Annotated in this window: 17 protein-coding genes and 1 pseudogene; 4 read left to right on the top strand and 14 right to left on the bottom strand. The window is 71.6% G+C overall.

Features of this window, described 5'->3' with window-relative positions; translation table 11 throughout:
• Positions 1 to 51 precede the first annotated feature (51 nt).
• The 9 genes from AMK21_RS05565 to AMK21_RS05610 all read right to left on the bottom strand — a co-directional run bounded on the left by AMK21_RS05565 (position 52) and on the right by AMK21_RS05610 (position 8,859).
• On the bottom strand, positions 52 to 465 hold the full coding sequence (locus AMK21_RS05565; protein ID WP_018514127.1) for a DUF3151 domain-containing protein: 414 nt from the start codon (positions 463 to 465) through the stop codon (positions 52 to 54).
• Positions 466 to 547: 82 nt separating this feature from the next.
• Positions 548 to 2,068 (bottom strand): DHA2 family efflux MFS transporter permease subunit, encoded by a 1,521-nt coding sequence (locus tag AMK21_RS05570; protein ID WP_073874765.1) that lies wholly within the window; start codon positions 2,066 to 2,068, stop codon positions 548 to 550.
• 334 nt (positions 2,069 to 2,402) lie between these two features.
• Positions 2,403 to 3,434 (bottom strand): class II fructose-bisphosphate aldolase, encoded by a 1,032-nt coding sequence (gene fbaA, locus AMK21_RS05580; RefSeq protein WP_073874769.1) that lies wholly within the window; start codon positions 3,432 to 3,434, stop codon positions 2,403 to 2,405.
• 151 nt (positions 3,435 to 3,585) lie between these two features.
• Positions 3,586 to 4,125, bottom strand: coding sequence for an orotate phosphoribosyltransferase (gene pyrE, locus AMK21_RS05585; RefSeq protein ID WP_073874771.1), 540 nt, complete (start codon positions 4,123 to 4,125; stop codon positions 3,586 to 3,588).
• Positions 4,126 to 4,169: 44 nt separating this feature from the next.
• Positions 4,170 to 4,964: an aldose epimerase gene (locus AMK21_RS05590; protein ID WP_073874773.1), complete on the bottom strand. Its 795-nt coding sequence runs from the start codon at positions 4,962 to 4,964 to the stop codon at positions 4,170 to 4,172.
• A 58-nt stretch (positions 4,965 to 5,022) separates the two neighbouring features.
• Positions 5,023 to 5,940: an SRPBCC domain-containing protein gene (locus tag AMK21_RS05595; RefSeq protein WP_073874775.1), complete on the bottom strand. Its 918-nt coding sequence runs from the start codon at positions 5,938 to 5,940 to the stop codon at positions 5,023 to 5,025.
• Between the two features lie 86 nt (positions 5,941 to 6,026).
• A complete protein-coding gene (locus AMK21_RS05600) occupies positions 6,027 to 7,625 on the bottom strand; it encodes a polyamine aminopropyltransferase (RefSeq protein ID WP_073874777.1) in 1,599 nt (532 codons plus the stop codon).
• 114 nt (positions 7,626 to 7,739) lie between these two features.
• Positions 7,740 to 8,261: a DUF2617 family protein gene (locus AMK21_RS05605; RefSeq protein ID WP_073874779.1), complete on the bottom strand. Its 522-nt coding sequence runs from the start codon at positions 8,259 to 8,261 to the stop codon at positions 7,740 to 7,742.
• 331 nt (positions 8,262 to 8,592) lie between these two features.
• The gene (locus AMK21_RS05610; RefSeq protein ID WP_073874781.1) at positions 8,593 to 8,859 is read right to left on the bottom strand and encodes a hypothetical protein; all 267 of its coding nucleotides are present in this window, start codon (positions 8,857 to 8,859) and stop codon (positions 8,593 to 8,595) included.
• 151 nt (positions 8,860 to 9,010) lie between these two features.
• On the opposite strand from AMK21_RS05610, the gene AMK21_RS05615 reads away from it, so the two are divergent.
• The gene (locus AMK21_RS05615; protein WP_107429871.1) at positions 9,011 to 10,177 is read left to right on the top strand and encodes a pyridoxal phosphate-dependent aminotransferase; all 1,167 of its coding nucleotides are present in this window, start codon (positions 9,011 to 9,013) and stop codon (positions 10,175 to 10,177) included.
• Between the two features lie 66 nt (positions 10,178 to 10,243).
• On the opposite strand, the gene AMK21_RS05620 is transcribed toward AMK21_RS05615, so the two are convergent.
• Positions 10,244 to 10,780: a YbjN domain-containing protein gene (locus AMK21_RS05620; RefSeq protein ID WP_030570993.1), complete on the bottom strand. Its 537-nt coding sequence runs from the start codon at positions 10,778 to 10,780 to the stop codon at positions 10,244 to 10,246.
• Positions 10,781 to 10,908: 128 nt separating this feature from the next.
• Positions 10,909 to 13,503 (bottom strand): ATP-dependent chaperone ClpB, encoded by a 2,595-nt coding sequence (clpB, locus tag AMK21_RS05625; protein ID WP_073874785.1) that lies wholly within the window; start codon positions 13,501 to 13,503, stop codon positions 10,909 to 10,911.
• A gap of 175 nt (positions 13,504 to 13,678) precedes the next feature.
• Here clpB and AMK21_RS05630 point away from each other — a divergent pair, with 175 nt between their 5' ends.
• Positions 13,679 to 14,080, top strand: coding sequence for a pyridoxamine 5'-phosphate oxidase family protein (locus AMK21_RS05630; protein ID WP_073875600.1), 402 nt, complete (start codon positions 13,679 to 13,681; stop codon positions 14,078 to 14,080).
• Positions 14,081 to 14,186: 106 nt separating this feature from the next.
• Here the strand turns inward: AMK21_RS05630 and AMK21_RS05635 are convergent, their stop codons facing one another.
• Both AMK21_RS05635 and AMK21_RS35305 read right to left on the bottom strand, forming a co-directional pair.
• Positions 14,187 to 14,507, bottom strand: coding sequence for a hypothetical protein (locus tag AMK21_RS05635; RefSeq protein WP_015609572.1), 321 nt, complete (start codon positions 14,505 to 14,507; stop codon positions 14,187 to 14,189).
• On the bottom strand, positions 14,504 to 14,755 hold the full coding sequence (locus AMK21_RS35305; RefSeq protein WP_199863141.1) for a hypothetical protein: 252 nt from the start codon (positions 14,753 to 14,755) through the stop codon (positions 14,504 to 14,506). Before AMK21_RS35305 ends, AMK21_RS05635 begins: the two co-directional genes overlap by 4 nt.
• Positions 14,756 to 14,864: 109 nt before the next feature.
• On the opposite strand from AMK21_RS35305, the gene AMK21_RS05645 reads away from it, so the two are divergent.
• Complete coding sequence (locus AMK21_RS05645) at positions 14,865 to 15,869, top strand: helix-turn-helix transcriptional regulator (protein ID WP_199863115.1); 1,005 nt, start codon at positions 14,865 to 14,867, stop codon at positions 15,867 to 15,869.
• A 68-nt stretch (positions 15,870 to 15,937) separates the two neighbouring features.
• A pseudogene (locus AMK21_RS35780) lies at positions 15,938 to 16,231 on the top strand (helix-turn-helix transcriptional regulator); the annotation flags it as partial.
• A 118-nt stretch (positions 16,232 to 16,349) separates the two neighbouring features.
• On the opposite strand, the gene AMK21_RS05655 reads toward AMK21_RS35780, so the two are convergent.
• Positions 16,350 to 16,802 (bottom strand): heat shock protein transcriptional repressor HspR, encoded by a 453-nt coding sequence (locus tag AMK21_RS05655; RefSeq protein ID WP_073874789.1) that lies wholly within the window; start codon positions 16,800 to 16,802, stop codon positions 16,350 to 16,352.

Below are 16,802 nucleotides of genomic sequence, written 5' to 3' on the forward strand. Positions count from 1 at the left end.
CCGCTCCCCGCCCGAGGCGCGTGGGAGGGGAGCGGCTCAGGGCAAGGCTGCTCAGCTCAGGATGTCGGCGGCGGTCGGCGAGGAGTCGCGCAGGAAGGTCGAGCAGCGCTCGTGCTCCTCGGTCTCCCCGATGGCCCCGGCGGCCCGCGCCAGGGCGTGCAGGGCGCGCAGGAAGCCGCGGTTCGGCTCGTGCTCGAACGGTACGGGGCCGTGGCCCTTCCAGCCGGCCCGGCGCAGGGAGTCGAGGCCGCGGTGGTAGCCGGTACGGGCGTACGCGTACGACTCGATGACCCGGCCGCCCTCGTACGCCTCGTCGGCGAGCTGCGCCCAGGCGAGCGAGGAGGTGGGGTACTTCGCGGCGACCTCGGCGGGCGGGGTACCGGCGGCGAGCAGCTCGCGCGGCTCGGGGTCGTCGGGCAGATGGGTCGGGGCGGGGCCCCCGAGAAGGTTCTCGTGGATGGACATGGATCAAGTGTGCCTGGACCGGGACGCGGGTGACACCTCACCGCCCGCCTTCCCCCGCCCGCTCCGGTGGCCGGAAGACGGCTCACCGCCCGCCTTCCCGCACCCGCTCGGGCTCCAGCGGCGGGGCCACGATCCCGCAGTGGACGGTGCACTCGGGCCGCTCCTCCTCCCCTTTGCGCTCGGCGGCGTGCGGCGGGGTGCGGACGGTCCAGCAGGCGATGACCGCGCCCAGCGCCAGCAGCCCGGCGCACATCGGCATCGCCCGCCGGAAGGTCGCCGCGAACTCGCCCGCGTCCCGGTACGCCTCCGGACCCATCCCGGCGAGCAGCGGCAGCGCGGCCACCGCGATCAGCCCGGCGGCCCGGGCGGCCGCGTTGTTGATCCCGCTGGCCAGACCGGCCCGCCCGGTCTCCACGGCGGCCAGGACCGTCGCGGTGAGCGGGGCCACGACCACGACGAGCCCGGCGCCCAGCACCGTGACGGCGGGCAGCACCTCACTCACGTACCCGCCGAAGGACGCGCTGCCCCGCCCCACCCGCAGCATCAGGAGCATTCCGGCGCCGGCCAGCAGCGGCCCCACCGTGAGCGGGATACGCGGCCCGATCCGCCGCCCCAGCTCCCCCGACCAGGCGGAGAACAACAACATGAGGATCGTGGTCGGCAACAGCGCGGTACCGGCCCCCAGCGCCGAGTATCCGGCGACCACCTGGAGCTGGATCGCGGAGAGGAAGAAGAAGCCGCCGAGGGCCGCGTAGACGCAGAACGTCACCAGGTTGACCGAGGTGAACAGCCGGGAGCGGAAGATCGACGGCGGCAGCATCGGATCCGCCCGCCGCTGCTCCACCAGCACGAACGCCACCCCGAGGAGCAGCCCCCCGACGGCCGCCCCGATCACGACCGGCGAGGCGCCCCGCCCCGGCGCCTCGATCAGCGCGTACGTCACCCCGGCCAGCGCGAGCGCCCCGAGCACGGCCCCCACCACGTCGAACCGGCCGTGCGCCGCCGGATCACGCGACTCCGGTACGTGGCGGAGGGCGACGGGCACGCAGATCGCGGCGAGCGGCAGGTTCAGCAGGAAGACCCACCGCCACCCGGGCCCGTCCACGAGCCACCCGCCCACGAACGGCCCCACGGCCGCCCCGACCCCGCCGAACCCTGACCAGAGCCCCACGGCCCGCGCCCGGTCGTCGGGATGGAAGCCGGCCTGGATGAGCGCCAGGGACCCCGGGGTGAGCAGCGCCCCGCCCACCCCTTGCAGGGCCCGCGCGGCAATCAGTACCCCCGCGTTCGGCGCGATCCCGCAGAGCAGAGAGGCGGCGGCGAACCACACGATCCCCACGACGAACACCCGCCGCCGCCCGTACCGGTCCCCGAGCGCCCCGCCGAGCAGGATCAGCCCGGCGAGCGTGAGCATGTACGCGTTGACGGTCCACTGGAGCGCGGCCAGATCGGTGTCGAGGTCCGCACCGATGCGGGGCAGGGCGACGTTGATGACGGTGGAGTCGAGCATCGCCATGCCGGACCCGAGCACGGTGGTCAGCACGACCCAGCGCCCGACGGGAGAGGCGACCCGGATCTCCCCGGGAGCGGCGGCGGCAGCCATGGGGTCAGCTTCCCCCGGGGTGCCCGCCCCCGCACCCCCGTGGCCCCGTCACGGGGGTGCTGCCCCCGCACCCCCGCTCCTCAAACGCCGGAGGGGCTGGAGTGCGCGGCCTTCACCGCCCGGACCAGCGCATCCACCCCCACCTCGGCGACCTCGGCGTCCGCCAAGGAGCTGGGAGAGCTGGCTGAGCACGGACGGGCCGTACACGAGCTGCCCGGTGTCGATCTCGGAGCCGTACCGCGTGGCGTACCAGTGCGCGACGGCCGCACAGCAGCGGGCCCGGCCCTCTGGGAGAGGACCGGGCCCGAGGCCGTACATCCGTACGTACGCGTGGTTACTTCAGCTTCGTACCCGTGGAGCGCAGGTTCGCGCACGCCTCGGTGACGCGCACGGCCATGCCCGCCTCGGCGGCCTTGCCCCAGGTGCGGGGGTCGTAGGTCTTCTTGTTGCCGACCTCGCCGTCGACCTTCAGGACACCGTCGTAGTTGCGGAACATGTGGTCCGCGACCGGGCGGGTGAAGGCGTACTGGGTGTCGGTGTCGAGGTTCATCTTCACGACGCCGTTCTCCAGCGCGGTGGCGATCTCCTCGGCGGTGGAGCCCGAGCCACCGTGGAAGACGAAGTCGAACGGCTGGCTGCCGGCCGGCTTGCCGTACTTCTCGGAGACGCCCGACTGGAGGTCCTTCAGCAGCTCCGGGCGGAGCACGACGTTGCCCGGCTTGTAGACGCCGTGGACGTTGCCGAAGGAGGCGGCCAGCAGGTAGCGGCCCTTCTCGCCCAGACCGAGCGCCTCGGCGGTACGCAGCGCGTCGTCGACGGTCGTGTACAGCTCGTCGTTGATCTCGTGCGTGACGCCGTCCTCCTCACCGCCGGTCGGGGTGATCTCGACCTCAAGGATGATCTTGGCGGCGGCGGCCTTGGCCAGCAGCTCCTGGCCGATGGCCAGGTTGTCGGCGAGGGTCTCGGCCGAGCCGTCCCACATGTGGGACTGGAACAGCGGGTTCAGACCCTTGGCGACGCGCTCGGCGGAGACGTCGAGCAGCGGACGTACGTAACCGTCCAGCTTGTCCTTGGGGCAGTGGTCGGTGTGCAGCGCGACGGTGATGTCGTACTTGGCCGCGACGATGTGCGCGAACTCGGCCAGGGCGACCGCGCCCGTGACCATGTCCTTGTTGTACTGGCCGCCCAGGAACTCCGCACCGCCCGTGGAGATCTGGACGATGCCGTCGCTCTCGGCCTCCGCGAAGCCGCGCAGGGCCGCGTGCAGGGTCTGCGTCGAGGTGACATTGATGGCCGGGTAGGCGAACTTGCCCGCCTTTGCCCGGTCGAGCATCTCGGCGTAAGCCTCGGGGGTTGCGATGGGCATCTGACCGCTCCTTGGGATGTGCGGGTGTGCAGGCTATGAGTCCCTGACCTGGGGGCGACGTCATCGTCGCCCCCATCTTCCCAGACTCCTCGTCCGGCTCCACCCGGCGGACCCTGTTTCACGTGAAACGGTCCGCCCCGTCCGCCAGGGCTCAGGCGAGACCGAGGTCGGCCACCGAGTAGACCTGGACGTACGGGAGACCGGCCTCGGCGATGGCCGGAGCGGCACCGCGCTCGACGATCACGGCGACGGCGACGACCTCGCCGCCCGCCTCCCGCACGGCCTCGACAGCGGTCAGCGGCGAGCCGCCGGTGGTCGAGGTGTCCTCGACCACCAGGCAGCGGCGGCCCTTCACGTCGGTGCCCTCGATCCGGCGCTGCATCCCGTGCGCCTTCTGCGCCTTGCGGACGACGAACGCGTCCAGGCTCTCACCGCGTGCGGCGGAGGCGTGGAGCATCGAGGTGGCGACCGGGTCGGCGCCCAGGGTCAGCCCGCCGACACAGTCGTAGTCCAGCTCGGCGGTGGCGTCCAGCATGGCCCGGCCGACCAGCGGCGCGGCCTTGCCGTCCAGCGTGATCCGGCGCAGGTCGATGTACCAGTCGGCTTCCAGACCCGAGGAGAGGGTCACCTTGCCGTGCACCACGGCCTTGTCCTTGATCTGCTGGAGCAGGTCAGCACGTACGTCAGTCATGGACACGAGGGTAAGCGGTGCCGCCCCCACCTCGGAGCCGAGTCTCAGAGCCGCGTCCAGCTCCAGGTCGTCGTGATCTCCAGCGGGTCGATCGGGGTGACCAGCCGGGGCGCGGTGTTCAGCCCGTTCGGCGGGCCGGACTGCGGCTCCACGCAGACCGCCTCGTCCTGCTCGTCGTAGATCACGACCCACTCGCTGCGGCTCTTCACCGTCAGCTCCAGCCGCTCCGGCCAGGTGAGCTTCACGTCCACGCCGTCGGGCATCCCGAAGCAGTCGTCCCACGGACCCGGTGCGGGGTCGATGCGGCGGCCGGTCGGCAGGTGGTCCTCGCCGCGCTCCTCCTGCCAGGCGGCGTCGAAGGAGAGCTGGGCGTCCTGACCCCCGAGGCTGCGGTGGAACCAGGGGTGCCAGCCCGCCTGGGCCGGGAAGGAGTTGCCGTACGTCTCCACCGCGAGGCCGAGCGTCAGCCCGTCCTCGGTCAGCTCGAAGGTCTGGGTCACCCGGCCCTCGTACGGCCAGGGTTCGGCGAGGTCGTAGTAGAAGGCCGCCTGCGCCTTGTCCACGTGGGCGGTCTGCCAGGCGGTGTCCCGGCCGGTGCCGTGGATGGCGTGCGGCGGCGAGTTCAGGGGCAGTTGGTGGGCGGCGTCGCCGTTGCGGAACTGCCCGTACCCGGTACGGCCGCACCAGGGCACCATCGGGAAGCAGCCGTACCGCTCACCCTGGCGCAGCAGTTCGGTGGAGGCGATCCGGAGGCTGCTGATCCGGCAGCCGTGGGAGGGGTCGACGGTCAACTCGGCTTCGCCGGCACTCAGCCTGACGTTCTCTTCGCTACTGCTCACCCGACGACCCTACTGGCGGGCCGAGGGAGTGTCCTGCCGGTCGGGCCGGGTCCGGCCCCTACCTACGGCGCCGCAACGCCCTGCTCAGCACCACGGCGGAGGCCAGCGCGAGGGCGGCCGCCGGGGCGACCCAGCGCAGGGTGGCGCCCGCCCCGCCCGCGTCCGGCGAGGGCACGGGGGCGTACCGGCCGCGCGGGGGCGCGTGGTCGACCTCCTCCGCGCTGCGGCCGATCATGGTGCGGCGGGCATGCGCGGCCTCGGCGGGCGGCTCGTCCGGGACGGTGAACTCCACTCCGGCGACGGGGTCGAGGGCGGGTGGGGGGACGGGGGAGTCGAATACGGAGGCGGGCTCGGCGGGTTCGACGAGCTCATCGGCGGCAGGGGCGTCGGCATCGGCTTCCGGGCCGGCGGAACCCTGTTCGCTTTCCGCGGCCTCGCCACCCACGGCCTCGACGTCCCCCTCAAGACCCTCGGCCGACACGTCCTCCGCACCGTCCTCCTCCGCGCCGCCTTCCTCCGCGCCGTCCTCCCCGTGCGCGGCCAGCGTCTCCGTCACCAGCTGCTGGGTGAAGCGGTCCAGGAGCCGCTGGACCGCCGCGAGCGCGGCGCCCTCCTCCAGCTCGGCCAGCCGGCCGTCGCCGCTCGCCGTACCGCTGTACGCGAGGGTCGTCCCGCCGTCCGTCTCCGTGAGTGCGATGGTCAGGGCCAGCTTCACCGCGCCGGCCCCCCGCGCCTCCACGCCCTGCCCGGACACCGAGAAGCGGTCGCCGTCGGAGCCCGGACCGGAGAACTTCAGCTCGCCCCGGTACGTGATGGTGTGGCCGCCGGCCCGGAACTTCAGCCGGCCCGCCAGGGGCGGCGCCGACGCGTCGGCGTCCTGCTGGATCCCCGGGACGCAGCGGGCGACCCGGGCGGGGTCACCCAGCGTGCGCCGCAGGGCCGGGACCGGGACCGGAACGAACACCTGATGCTCCATACCGACCGAGCCTAATCGCCCCCGGCCCGCACGTCTGGGCTTCCACACGCCCGACCCGCCCGCCCGGCGCCACCCTCACGCCCTCCTCACGCCTCCTCCCAGTAGCGCGGGTGGATCAGCGTGGACGGCACCTGCCCCGGCAGCCGCAGTCCGTCGGCGGCCCGGGCACCCTCCCGCAGCTCCGCCTCCCCCAGCGAGCGCAGTGCGGGCGCCCCGGCACCCAGCCCCGGCTCCCCCACCGACCCGGCCGCCGCCAGGACGAAGCCCCAGTCCTCCGGGGGTCGGCCACCGGCGCCGAGCCGGTCGGGGCTCGCGGTGAAGCCGGAGGGGCGGCCCGGGATGCGGTAGGGGCGGGTCGCGAGGCCTCCGGCCCGTACCGAGGCCTCCACCGTCCAGAAGGTCCGCGGGCGGACCACCGGCGGCCCCGCGTGCACCACGAGCCGCCCCCGCGGGGCCAGGGCCTCGGCGATCAGCCCGTAGAACTCGGCGGAGTACAGCTTCGTACTGGCCGTGACCCCCGGGCCCGGCAGGTCGGAGATCACCACGTCGTAGCGGTGGTGGTCGGCCCGCAGCCAGGTGAAGGCGTCCGCGCCGACGGCGGTGAGGCGCGGGTCCCGGTAGGCGTGGCCGTTGAGCTCGGAGAGGGCGGGGTCGGTGCGGGCCAGCCGGGTGACGGCGGGGTCGATCTCCACGAGGGTGACCGAGCGGACGTCCCCGTAGCGGAGCACCTCGCGGGCGGCGAGCCCGTCGCCACCGCCCAGGATGAGGACCCGGGCGCGGGGCCCGTCCATCGCCGGGTGGACCAGCGCCTCGTGGTAGCGGTGCTCGTCGCGGGCGCTGACCCGGAGCCGGCCGTCCAGGTAGAGGCCGAGGGAGTCGCGGTCGGGCCCGGTCAGGACGACCTCCTGCACCCCGGTCCGCACCGCGACCCGCACCTGGTCCCCGTAGACCGCCCGCCGCGCCGCCTGCTCGAAGTCGTCGACCAGGAGCGTGGCGGTGGCGAGGACGGCGATCACCGAGACGTTGACCACGACGAGGAGCCGGCGGGAGCCGGGGGTGAGGTCGCGCCGGAACACCCACAGGACCAGCGCCCCGCCCGCCGCCGCGTTGACCGCGCCGGTCAGGAGCGCTCCGGTGAGCTGCCCCAGCATCGGCAGCAGGAGGAAGGGGAAGGCCAGCCCGCCGACGAGCGCGCCCACGTAGTCGGCGGCGAAGAGGTCGGCCACCGCCCCGCCCGCGTCCTGCCGGTCGACGCGCTGGATCAGCGTCATCAGCAGCGGGATCTCCGCCCCGATCAGCACCCCGATCGCCAACGAGAACCCGACCAGGGCGTACTGCGACTCACCGAGCCAGGCGAACGACGCGTACAGCACGAGCGCCGAGGAGCCGCCGATCAGCGCGAGGGCCGCCTCGATCAGCCCGAAACCGACGGCGGCGTGGCAGCGTAGACGTTTCGCGAGGAGGGAGCCGATGCCCATCGCGAAGACCATCACGGAGAGCACGACGGAGGCCTGGGTGACCGAGTCACCGATCAAGTAGGAGGCGAGCGCGACCAGTTCCAACTCGTAGACGAGACCGCAGGCCGCGCAGACGAAGACGGCGGCCAGCACGAGGAACCGGCCGGTCCTCGGCCGTACGGGAAGCCGCGCCGCGCCCCCTCGCAGCGACACCTGCTGGTCGATCATGTTGCGAACGCTACGTCACTGACCGGTCACCACTGGTCACCCGCAAGGGTGCAAGTGGCGCGTCCACGAGGGGTCCGGCCCCCGGCCGCACCTCTCGTGGGGCGGGCGCGCGAATCAGGCCGCGGGCGCCTGGACGCGCACCCCCACCCGGGTCCGGGTGACCACCAACTGCCCTTCCTGCGGGTACGCGTGCCAGGTGCGCCACCGCACCTGGCCCTCGATGCACTGGGCGAGCATCGCCGTGAAGGCGTACGGGCTGCCGGGGAAGGTGCCCGCCAGGCCGTGCGGGTGGTCGCTCACGAGCGCGAGCAGCTCCTGCGCCCGCCCCGCGAACTGTCCCTGCGTCAGGGTCTCGACACGGGAGGCGAACTCGTACTCCCAGTCCCCGATCCGCTCGGCGACGCCGAGGGGGAGAGGGGTGCTGCTGCCCGGCATGCAGGCAACGGTCTCGGAGCAGACCCCGCGGTCCTCCTGGAGGAGGACCTGGTGGGAGGCGCCGAGGAGCCTCAACTGGAGTTCGGCACCGCCGAGCTGGAGGTCGAGGACGGCGAGGGCGGGGAGCGGCTCCCGGCCCAGGGTCCAGGCCAGGTCGGCGGCGCGGGTATCGGAGTAGGCCGTCTGGAGGGTGGTGAGCATAGGTCGGCTCCGCAACACACATGGACACATGGACAGCGAGCGGCGCCCCCTGGGCATGCGCGTGGGAGGAGGGAAGCGCCCGATCTGGTCCAACTAGGGGTCCGAGGGCTGAATATTCTCTTCGACGAGGGAATCACGAATTACGCCGCACTCGCAGCGTTTTTGACCAACTTGACGTGGTTTCCATCCCCCCGGGGGCAGCCCGGTTCACCTGTTCAGCCACTTTCCTCTGCGTGGCTCAACGACAGGGCGCCCGAAGGGAGTTCACCTTCGGGCGCCCGGAACTGGAGTCACTGTGGGTGACGGCTACGGCGACGGCCTCGCGGCCCGCTCAGCTGCCCCCGCCGCAGCCGCCACCGCCACCGCAGGACGACCCGCCGCCGCACGAGTGGCCGGAGGAGGAGCCGCAGGACGACCCGCCGCCACCGGAGCCGCCCGCCCACCAGCCACCGCCGCCCGCCGCCGCACCGCCCGCGGCGGACCGGCGCCGGGCACGCGCCGCCTGCGGCCCCTTCCTGACGCTGGTCACCCGCGCCAGGACCACCATCAGGCCGACAACGATCCCCACACCGATCAGCACCGTGATGAAGACAGCCATGCCCCTCACCCGCCTTTCTCTCCCCCGAAGCGCGGTTCCCCCGTCGCTTCCCGGTTTTCTCCTGTTTCCTTCGTGACAGGGGGATCCCCTCGGCGCAGGCGAGCCAAAGCAGACTTGAGCAACTCCAGAGCTTGGGCACAGGATGGCGCCCATGACCCAGGAACGACCGCTGCTCAACCGCCGCCTCGCCGGATTCGGCACGACGATCTTCGCCGAGATGTCCGCGCTGGCCGCGCGGACCGGCTCGATCAACCTCGGCCAGGGCTTCCCCGACACCGACGGCCCCGAGGAGATCCGGGAGGCGGCGGTCCGGGCGCTGCGCGCCGGGCACGGCAACCAGTACCCGCCGGGCCCGGGCGTCCCGGAGCTGCGCGCGGCCGTCGTCGGCCACCAGAAGCGGTTCTACGGCCTGACCTGGTCCCCCGACACCGAGGTCCTGGTCACCGCCGGGGCCACCGAGGCGATCGCCGCCTCGCTGCTCGCCCTGGTGGAGCCGGGCGACGAGGTCATCGCGCTCGAGCCGTACTACGACTCGTACGCCGCGTGCATCGCCATGGCGGGCGGCATCCGCGTCCCCCTCACGCTGCGCGCCCCCGCCTTCCGCCCCGACCTCGACGAACTGCGCGCCCTGATCACCCCGCGCACCCGTCTGCTGCTGCTCAACTCGCCGCACAACCCGACCGGCACGGTCCTCACCCCCGAGGAGCTGAGCGGTATCGCGGCCCTGGCGGTCGAGCACGACCTGCTGGTGGTCACCGACGAGGTGTACGAGCATCTCGTCTTCGCCGGCTCCCACCACCCGATCGCCGCCCTGCCGGGGATGCGCGAGCGGACCGTCTCCATCTCGTCGGCCGGCAAGACGTACTCGTACACCGGCTGGAAGATCGGCTGGGTGACGGGCGACGCGCCCCTGGTGACCGCCGTGCGCTCGGCGAAGCAGTACCTGACGTTCGTGAGCGGGGGCCCGTTCCAGTACGCGATCGCGGAGGCGCTCCAGCTGCCCGACACGTTCTTCACGGAGTTCCGCGCGTCCATGCGGCGCAAGCGCGATCTGCTCGCGGAGGGGCTGCGGAGCGCGGGCTTCCGGGTATACGAGCCGGAGGGGACGTACTTCGTCACCACCGACATCTCCCCGTTCGGCGAGGAGGACGCGTACGCCTTCTGCCGGGCGCTCCCGGAGCGCTGCGGGGTGGCCGCCGTACCGGTCTCGGTCTTCTACGACGATCCGGAGGCGGGCCGCAGTCAGGTCCGGTTCACCTTCTGCAAGCGCGAGGACGTGCTGGAGGAGGCGGTGGAGCGGCTGCGGCGGCTCGGCTGAACACGGAGGCGGCCCGGCCGGCGGTCATGGTGACCGCCGCCCGGGCCGCTGCCGGGGACCGAGAGGTCAGGCGCCCTCGGTGTCCGTCTTCTCCTCGGCCGGCGTGAGGCCGAGGCGCTCGATGAGCCACTTGTCGAACTCGATCGAGGCGCGCACCCAGCTCACCGTCGAGGAGACGAAGTGCTCCAGGCTGACGCCGGTGCCGATGAGCATCTGCGCCTCACCGATCAGCCGGACGGAGCCCGCCTCGCCCTCCTCGCCCTCGTGGGCGTGGGTGTAGACCTTGGGCCACAGGGTGCGGCGGTTCCAGTCGTCGATGGCGTCCAGGAGGACAGGGCGCAGATCGAGCGCGTGAGGGCGGTCGTAGAACGTACGGACCGAGAAGACCTGCTGCTCGTCCTCGCCCCGGAACATGAAGTACGTCCGGAACTCTTCCCACGGCGCGGCGAGGTCACCCTCGTCGTCGACGACGTACTTGAGCTCCATCTGGTCGAGGAGCTGCTTGACGAGGTCCTGGTCAGGGACGACGGGGCCCTCCGGTCCTGCCGCCTGCGGTTCGGGCTGGCCCCCGAAATTAGGAATCGAGGACGGATCGATGCTCACCGTTATTTCCCTTCGTGCGGTTGCGGCCATCCTCTCCCATGGCGGGCGGGGCATGGCAAGCCCGCACGGCCCCTATCCGCCACAAGCTGACACGCGGCGGGTGCGGAGAGGAGCCGGCGGGGCGGTTCTCAGGTGGCGGGGCCGACGATCAGGCCGCCCTCGGCCCGGTCCACCCGGACGGTGTCACCGTCCGTGATCTCGCCGGAGAGGATCTCCCTGGCGAGCCGGTCGCCGATGGCCGTCTGGATGAGGCGGCGCAGGGGGCGCGCCCCGTACGCCGGGTCGTTGCCCTCCTGGGCGAGCCAGGCGAGCGCCTCCGGCGTGACGTCGAGGATGAGCCGCCGGTCGGCCAGCCGGGCCGCGAGGCGGTCGACCTGGAGCTTCGCGATGTGCGCCAGCTCGTCGCCGGAGAGCGCCGAGAAGACCACCAGGTCGTCCAGCCGGTTGATGAACTCCGGCTTGAAGGAGGCCCGCACCACCTCCAGCACCTGCTCCTTCTTGACCTCGGGCTTGACCAGCGGGTCCATCAGGAACTGGCTGCCGAGGTTGGAGGTGAGGACGAGGATGGTGTTGCGGAAGTCCACCGTGCGGCCCTGGCCGTCGGTGAGCCGGCCGTCGTCGAGGACCTGGAGCAGGATGTCGAAGACCTCGGGGTGGGCCTTCTCCACCTCGTCCAGGAGGACGACGCTGTACGGGCGGCGGCGGACGGCCTCGGTGAGCTGGCCGCCCTCCTCGTAGCCGACGTAGCCGGGCGGGGCACCGACGAGGCGGGCGACGCTGTGCTTCTCGCCGTACTCGCTCATGTCGATGCGGATCATGGCCCGCTCGTCGTCGAAGAGGAAGTCCGCGAGCGCCTTGGCCAGCTCGGTCTTGCCGACGCCGGTGGGGCCGAGGAAGAGGAACGACCCGGTGGGCCGGTCGGGGTCGGCGATCCCGGCGCGCGTACGGCGTACGGCGTCGGAGACGGCCTGTACGGCCTCGCTCTGGCCGATCAGCCGCTTGCCCAGCTCGGACTCCATCCGCAGCAGCTTCTGGGTCTCGCCCTCCAGCAGCCGGCCGGCCGGGATGCCGGTCCAGGCGCCGACGACGTCCGCGATGTCGTCCGGGCCGACCTCCTCCTTGACCATGGTGTCCTTGGACGCCTCCTGCTCCGCCTCGGCGGCCTCCTCCAACTCCCGCTCCAGGCCCGGGATCTCCCCGTAAAGCAGCTTGGAGGCGGCGTCGAAGTCGCCGTCACGTTGTGCTCGTTCGGCCTGGCCGCGCAGCTCGTCGAGGCGCTCCTTGAGCTCACCGACCCGGTTGAGGCCCTGCTTCTCCTTCTCCCAGCGGGCGTTGAGGCCGCGCAGCTCCTCCTCCTTGTCGGCGAGGTCGCGGCGCAGCTTCTCCAGGCGCTGCTTGGAGGCGGCGTCGGACTCGTTCTTCAGCGCCAGCTCCTCCATGCGCAACCGGTCGACGGAGCGCTGGAGTTCGTCGATCTCCAAGGGGGAGGAGTCGATTTCCATCCTCAGTCGGGAGGCGGCCTCGTCGACCAGGTCGATGGCCTTGTCGGGGAGGAAGCGGGAGGTGATGTAGCGGTCGGAGAGGGTGGCCGCGGCGACCAGCGCCGAGTCGGCGATCTGGACCTTGTGGTGGGCCTCGTAGCGGCCCTTGAGACCGCGCAGGATCGCGATGGTGTCCTCGACGGACGGCTCGGCCACCAGCACCTGCTGGAAGCGGCGCTCCAGGGCGGGGTCCTTCTCGATGCGCTCGCGGTACTCGTCCAGCGTGGTCGCGCCGACCATGCGCAGTTCGCCGCGGGCCAGCATCGGCTTGAGCATGTTGCCCGCGTCCATGGCGGAGTCGCCGCCCGCGCCGGCGCCGACGACGGTGTGCAGCTCGTCGATGAAGGTGATGATCTGGCCGTCGCTCTCCTTGATCTCGGAGAGGACGGTCTTCAGGCGCTCCTCGAACTCGCCGCGGTACTTCGCGCCCGCGACCATCGCGCCGAGGTCGAGCGAGACGAGCCGCTTGTTCTTCAGGCTCTCGGGGACGTCGCCCTTGACGATGCGCTGGGCGAGCCCTTCGACGACGGCGGTCTTGCCGACGCCGGGCTCACCGATGAGCACCGGGTTGTTCTTGGTCCGGCGCGACAGCACCTGCACGACGCGGCGGATCTCCTGGTCGCGGCCGATGACCGGGTCCAGCTTGCCCTCGCGCGCGGCGGCCGTGAAGTCGGTGCCGAACTTCTCCAGGGCCTTGTACTGGCCCTCCGGGTCGGGTGTGGTCACGCGACGCCCTCCCCTGCTCGTCTCGAATGCGGCCAGCAGCTTCTTGGCGGTGGCCCCCTGTCCGTCGAGGATCTCACCGGCACGCCCGCCCTTCGCGGCGACCCCGATGAGCAGGTGCTCGGTGGAGAGGTACTCGTCGCCCAGCTCCTTCGCCCGCTGGGCCGCGTCCTGGATGACGGCCAACAGCTCGCGGTTGGGCTGCGGCGGGGCCACGGTGGAGCCGGTGACGCTGGGCAGGGCTCCGAGCAGTTTCTCGGTCTGCGCGCGCACCACGGCCTGGTCGGCCTCGACGGCGGCCAGGAGGTCGACGATGTTCGCGCTTGCCTGTCGGCCCTCACCCTCCAGGAGCGCGAGGAGCAGATGCCCGGGGGTGAGGTCGGGGTGCCCGTCCTTCACGGCCCTGTCGGTGGCCGCGTTGATGGCGTCCCGGCTCTTGTTGGTCAGCTCGGCGTCCACGTGTGCTACTCCTCCTCGCAGCTGGAACTCGTCCCTTGACGGAAACAACGTGCACAAAGTTGAGTCTATTCCACTCAAGGCAAGAGTACGGCACGCTTTCCCTCCGCTCCGAGTGAACGGGCTGCCGGACCCTCCCGCCACCGCACCGGCGCCGCCCCGCGCCTACGCTTCACCCATGGCAGACGTACGGAATCCCACCCCCGGCTACCTCGCGTTCTGGCGTGAGCGCCACGTGTGCACCCTGACGACGCTCCGCCCCGACGGCACACCGCACGTGGTGCCGGTGGGTGTGACGTACGACCCGGAGGCCGGGGTGGCACGGGTGATCACCGGTAAGGGCACCCGCAAGGTCGCCAACATCCTGGCCGCCGGCCCGGAGGGGGCACGGGTCGCCGTCTGCCAGATGCACAAGGCCCGCTGGGCGACGCTGGAGGGCCGCGCGACCATCCGCAGCGAGCCGGAGGTCGTCGCGGACGCGGTGAGCCGCTACGCGGAGCGCTACGAGCGCACGCCGAGGCCCAACCCGGAGCGCATCGTCATCGAGATCGCCCTCGACCGGGCGCTCGGAAACGCCTGAGGCCCCCCGAACCGGCACAGCACAACGGCGCCACCGTGTTCAGGTCACGGTGGCGCCGCTGTGTGGGGGAAGCGCCTGGAGCGACAGGTGACGACGGGGGAATCGCTCAGGCACTGCGGGGGGTGGCGGAAAGGGGTTCTGACGCGATCAGCTCATGGTCCCGCTGATCGAGGTTCACAAAGATCATCCCGTACCTAACGGCGCAGCGGACGGGCTGCGGCGCGCCACGGGGGCGTCGGAGACAGCGATAGGCGCGGACGTCTTCGTCCTCTTCCATCACGACGACGATCGGCTCTCCGAACAGGGTGACCATCAACGAGTCGCCACGGCGGGGGAGGGCCGTGAGCAGATCGATGAAATGCCACCCTGAGCGATAGGCGGTTGCCATCTCGCGCCGGAAGGTGCGGTCGTCCGGCGGCGTGGTCATGCCCGGTCCTGTTCGGTCGGGGCGAAATCCCACCCCATGTCAGGCCCGCGCTCTGCCGCCGTGGACGCTTCCGCGAGCTTCGCGGGCGCCGCGTCCCAGGCCAGGTCGGCGGGCAGCCGACCCTGGGACTGCACGGCGACCGTGCTGTCCGTACCTGCCACCTCGGGGCTCAGGGCACCGAGAGCCACGGACACAAGCCCGGCGGAGAAGGCCACGGCAAGCACCGAGCGAAGCGATTTCTTACTCATAGTGGGCTTCGTCCTCACTTCCAAGGTTTCCTCTCCCCCGCATCACAAGACGATGGCTCATCAAGGCACGTCAAACCACAGAAACGATGCATCATGTTCCTGCTGATGCATGTTCCTGGGGGGTGGAGAATTGACCACAAATAGAGCGAAAGCGACACATCCCCACTCTGTCACCACTTTGTGCGACGACGGGGCCCGGCTCTACACGAGCGCGCTCAGCGTGGGGAAGATTGCCCGCGCCGAGGCGGAAGCCGCTCCGTGTCTACTGGAGTTCGCCCTGCTGCAGCCCGATCCGGACGATCCCACCTGGCTCCGGCCGGTCCCCGCGTTCGCGGCGCTCACGCAGCGGCTCCACCCCATCGAGCGGGAGATCCAGGAGCGCAGGCGTCTCTCCGTGGAGCTGGCCGAGGCGTTCGAGCCCTTCATGGCCATCAGCGCCCAGGCCCCGCCGACCACGCACTCGATCACGGTCGTCGAAGGCATCGACCGCATCAACGCGTCCATAGAACTCGCCCTCTCCGAGTGCCAGTCGGAGGTGCTGACCATCCAGCCCGGGGGCGGGCGCAGCGAGGTCGCGCTCAACATCGCCATGGAACGCGGGAACACGCTCATACAGCGCGGTGTCGCCATGCGCACCCTGTATCAGCACACGGTCCGGCACAGCCAGGGCACGCTCAATTACGTGGCCCGCATGGCCGAGAGCAAAATGGAGATCCGGACCCTCGAGGAGCTCGTCGAGCGCCTCATGATCTTCGACCATACGGTCGCTTTCATCCCCGCCACGGAAGACCGGACCGTCGCCCTCGAACTGCGGCATCCGGTCATAGTGAAATACCTCGTCAAGGTCTTCGAGCAGTTCTGGCACCGCGGGACCCCGCTGCAGGAGCAGATCCCTTACGACCCCGGACCGGAAGGCATTTCCGGAGTCCGTCATTCGATCGCCAAACTGCTGGTCGAGGGCCACGTCGACGAGGCCATCGCCCGCCGTCTCGGCATGAATGTGCGGACCTGCCGCTCCCACATCGCCAAACTCGGTGTCGCGCTCGGCAGCAGCAGCCGGGCCCAGCTCGGCTACCTGATCGCGCGGTCAGGAATCCTGGAATCGGACTCCTGACCACGCGAACGATCCCCCCGTCAGGGCGCCCGGGGCGACTGCGCAATGGGCGAGAGCACAGCCGGAACTCCTACCTGATCCAGGTCTACGAGGTCCTCCGGGCCCAGGGCCGCCGCTGGCCGAGAACCACCAGGCGGCCGCGCCCGACACCCCGGTCACCGCGGTCCAGCACAGCGTCGCCCGCCCCCTCACCGACGGCCGTGTCGACGACGTGGTGGCCCGGAAGACGGGCATCAGCCTCCGCACCTGCCGCTCCCACATCGCGAAGCTCATGCAGACTTCGGGAGCCATCAGCCGCACCCACTCTCGGCGCCCTTCTCGTAGGGTCCGGGATCGCCGGAGCAGGCCGCGGCGACACCTGAAGGACGGACACGGGCGCCAGGCCCGTACAGGAGCGCCAGGCGACGTCGTACGCCCTACACGGCGGCGGGGCCGGAAGAGCATCCGCTCTTCCGGCCCCGCCGCACACAGGCGTGCGCCCTACTCCGCAGGCCTCTTCGGCTTCGGCCGCCACACCACCAGCGCGCTGGTCTGCTGCACGTCCTGGTACGGCACGAGGTCGCGGCGGTACGAGGCGTGCACCTGGGCCTCGCGCTGCTGCAGGGCGACCGCCGCGCCGTCCACCGCCGCCGAGAGCTCGGCGACGCGCTGCTGGAGCGCGGCCACCTGGTTCTCCAACTCGATGATGCGCTTGATGCCCGCCAGGTTGATGCCCTCGTCCTGCGACAGCTGCTGCACGGTGCGCAGCAGCTCGATGTCGCGGGCCGAGTAGCGGCGGCCGCGGCCGGCCGTACGGTCGGGGGAGACCAGGCCGAGACGGTCGTACTGGCGCAGCGTCTGCGGGTGCAGGCCCGAGAGCTGGGCCGCGATCGAGATCACGTACACCGGTGATTCATCGGTCAGCTGGTACGGATTGCGTCGACGGCCGTCCAT

The organism is Streptomyces sp. CB00316 (genome assembly GCF_001905595.1).
Lineage (GTDB): Bacteria > Actinomycetota > Actinomycetes > Streptomycetales > Streptomycetaceae > Streptomyces.

Bases quoted from the DNA above. Each gene is read 5' to 3' on its own strand.
- AMK21_RS05565 (WP_018514127.1), bottom strand. From the start codon at position 465: ATGTCCATCCACGAGAACCTTCTCGGGGGCCCCGCCCCGACCCATCTG.
- AMK21_RS05570 (WP_073874765.1), bottom strand. From the start codon at position 2,068: ATGGCTGCCGCCGCCGCTCCCGGGGAGATCCGGGTCGCCTCTCCCGTC.
- fbaA (WP_073874769.1), bottom strand. From the start codon at position 3,434: ATGCCCATCGCAACCCCCGAGGCTTACGCCGAGATGCTCGACCGGGCA.
- pyrE (WP_073874771.1), bottom strand. From the start codon at position 4,125: ATGACTGACGTACGTGCTGACCTGCTCCAGCAGATCAAGGACAAGGCC.
- AMK21_RS05595 (WP_073874775.1), bottom strand. From the start codon at position 5,940: ATGGAGCATCAGGTGTTCGTTCCGGTCCCGGTCCCGGCCCTGCGGCGC.
- AMK21_RS05600 (WP_073874777.1), bottom strand. From the start codon at position 7,625: ATGATCGACCAGCAGGTGTCGCTGCGAGGGGGCGCGGCGCGGCTTCCC.
- AMK21_RS05605 (WP_073874779.1), bottom strand. From the start codon at position 8,261: ATGCTCACCACCCTCCAGACGGCCTACTCCGATACCCGCGCCGCCGAC.
- AMK21_RS05610 (WP_073874781.1), bottom strand. From the start codon at position 8,859: ATGGCTGTCTTCATCACGGTGCTGATCGGTGTGGGGATCGTTGTCGGC.
- AMK21_RS05615 (WP_107429871.1), top strand. From the start codon at position 9,011: ATGACCCAGGAACGACCGCTGCTCAACCGCCGCCTCGCCGGATTCGGC.
- AMK21_RS05630 (WP_073875600.1), top strand. From the start codon at position 13,679: ATGGCAGACGTACGGAATCCCACCCCCGGCTACCTCGCGTTCTGGCGT.
- AMK21_RS05635 (WP_015609572.1), bottom strand. From the start codon at position 14,507: ATGACCACGCCGCCGGACGACCGCACCTTCCGGCGCGAGATGGCAACC.
- AMK21_RS35305 (WP_199863141.1), bottom strand. From the start codon at position 14,755: ATGAGTAAGAAATCGCTTCGCTCGGTGCTTGCCGTGGCCTTCTCCGCC.
- AMK21_RS05645 (WP_199863115.1), top strand. From the start codon at position 14,865: ATGTTCCTGGGGGGTGGAGAATTGACCACAAATAGAGCGAAAGCGACA.
- AMK21_RS05655 (WP_073874789.1), bottom strand. From the start codon at position 16,802: ATGGACGGCCGTCGACGCAATCCGTACCAGCTGACCGATGAATCACCG.